This window comes from Pseudomonas sp. EGD-AK9 (genome assembly GCF_000465935.2).
Classification (GTDB): domain Bacteria; phylum Pseudomonadota; class Gammaproteobacteria; order Pseudomonadales; family Pseudomonadaceae; genus Aquipseudomonas.
In genome coordinates this window covers 1-1,729 of record NZ_AVOF01000503.1, presented here as the reverse complement: position 1 = coordinate 1,729, position 1,729 = coordinate 1, and the positions used below count along the sequence as shown (strand labels likewise).

2 protein-coding genes are annotated in these 1,729 nt (G+C 68.3%); both read right to left on the bottom strand.

The annotated features are described in order from the left end of the window. Positions 1 to 594 (bottom strand): OprD family outer membrane porin (locus tag N878_RS19570; RefSeq protein ID WP_031303539.1); only part of this gene is annotated, 594 nt, incomplete at its 3' end. A 235-nt stretch (positions 595 to 829) separates the two neighbouring features. Continuing rightward, the coding region (locus tag N878_RS19565) for a branched-chain amino acid ABC transporter permease (protein WP_021445248.1) at positions 830 to 1,729 on the bottom strand (900 nt) is incomplete at its 5' end.

Below are 1,729 nucleotides of genomic sequence, written 5' to 3'. Positions count from 1 at the left end.
CCTGGCGCTGCCCAGCACGATATTGCGCTTGCCGCCGTTGAACACGGTCATCTCCTCGTTATCCGAGGAATCGCGCTGGTTGACCCGGTCGAGACGGCCGAGGTCCAGGCTCAGGCCCTCGATCTCGTTGCTGCTCAGCCAGGCGCCGCGAAAGGTCTGCGGCAGCAGGCGACTGTCGTTGCGCATCAGCGCCGGCAGCACAGGTTGCAGGGTGCCGAGCTTGAGGGTGCTGTTGGAGGCGCGCAGCTTGGCGGTCAGGCCGGCCTCGCCGTATTCGTCCTGGGCACGCTTGGGCGCCTCGCGGTCGCTCTTGAGGATGCCGGTGCCGACCCGGTCCGGGCTGGAATCGAGCTTGAGGCCGAGCAGGCCGATGGCGTCGATGCCGAAACCGACGGGGCCCTCGGTGTAGCCGGACTCGAAGCGCAGCATGAAGCCCTGGGCCCACTCCTCGGCCTTGGCCTGGGTCGCGCCGCTCTGGCGGAAGTCGCGGTTCATATAGAAGTTGCGCGCATCGAGCGCGGCCTTGCTGTCATCGACGAAGGCGGCGCTGGCCGGTGCGCTGATCGCCAGGGCCGCGGCCAGGGCGGATGGCATAAACAGCTGGGTGGGACGAAGTTGGTACATGGCTCTCTCTTCTTGTTGGTTGGGCCACGCCGTCTCCCAGACAGCCCACGGCGGCGTGACCCGGCGAAGGCCGACGGAGCCGGCCCGTTAGCCACGGATCTGGCCGTGGCGACTGGCCCGGTCGAAGGCTCGACCGGGCGAATTCGGCACACGCAGGCCCGCGCCGCGGACCGAAGTCCGCGCCGTGAGCGACAAGGGCGTGTGACTAGAAGTTGCGGCGGGCCAGCTTGAGCACCCAGCCGACGAGGCCGGCGCGGAACAGCAGCACGCAGATCACGAAGATCACCCCGAGGATCACGTGCACCCATTCGCCCAGCGGGCCGTTGGACAGGTAGCTCTGCAGGGTGACCACCACGCCGGCGCCGACCAGCGGACCGAGCAGAGTGCCGACGCCGCCGAGCAGGGTCATCAGGATCACCTCGCCGGACATGTGCCAGTGCGCGTCGGTCAGCGAGGCCAGTTGGAACACCACGGTCTTGGTGGCACCGGCCAGGCCGGTCAGTGCGGCGGAGATGACGAAGGCCAGCAGCTTGTGCGCATCGACGTTGTAGCCGAGCGAGACGGCCCGCGGCTCGTTCTCGCGGATCGCCTTGAGCACCTGGCCGTAGGGCGAGTGGATGGTGCGCTGGATCACCGCGAAGCCGAAGACGAACACCGCCAGCACGAAGTAGTACAGGGTCAGGTTGTCGCTCAGGTCGAACAACCCCAGCAGCTTGCCGCGTGGCACCCCGTGCAGGCCGTTCTCGCCGCCGGTGAACGGCGCCTGGACGTAGAGGAAGAACACCAGCTGGGCCAGGGCCAGGGTAATCATGGCGAAGTAGATGCCCTGCCGTCTGATCGCCAGCAGGCCGAAGCCCAGCCCGAGCAGGGTCGCGGCCAGCGTGCCGGCGAGGATGCCCAGCTCGGTGCCCAGCCCGCTGTGCTGGCTGAGCAGGTAGCCGGTGACGTAGCCGCCGGTGGCGAGGAAGGCCGCATGGCCGAACGACAGCAGGCCGGCGTAGCCGAGCAGCAGGTTGAAGGCGCAGGCGAACAGGGCGAAGCACAGGAGCTTCATCAGGAACACCGGGTACACCGCCAGCGGCGCGACCAGGGCGACGCCCAGTAG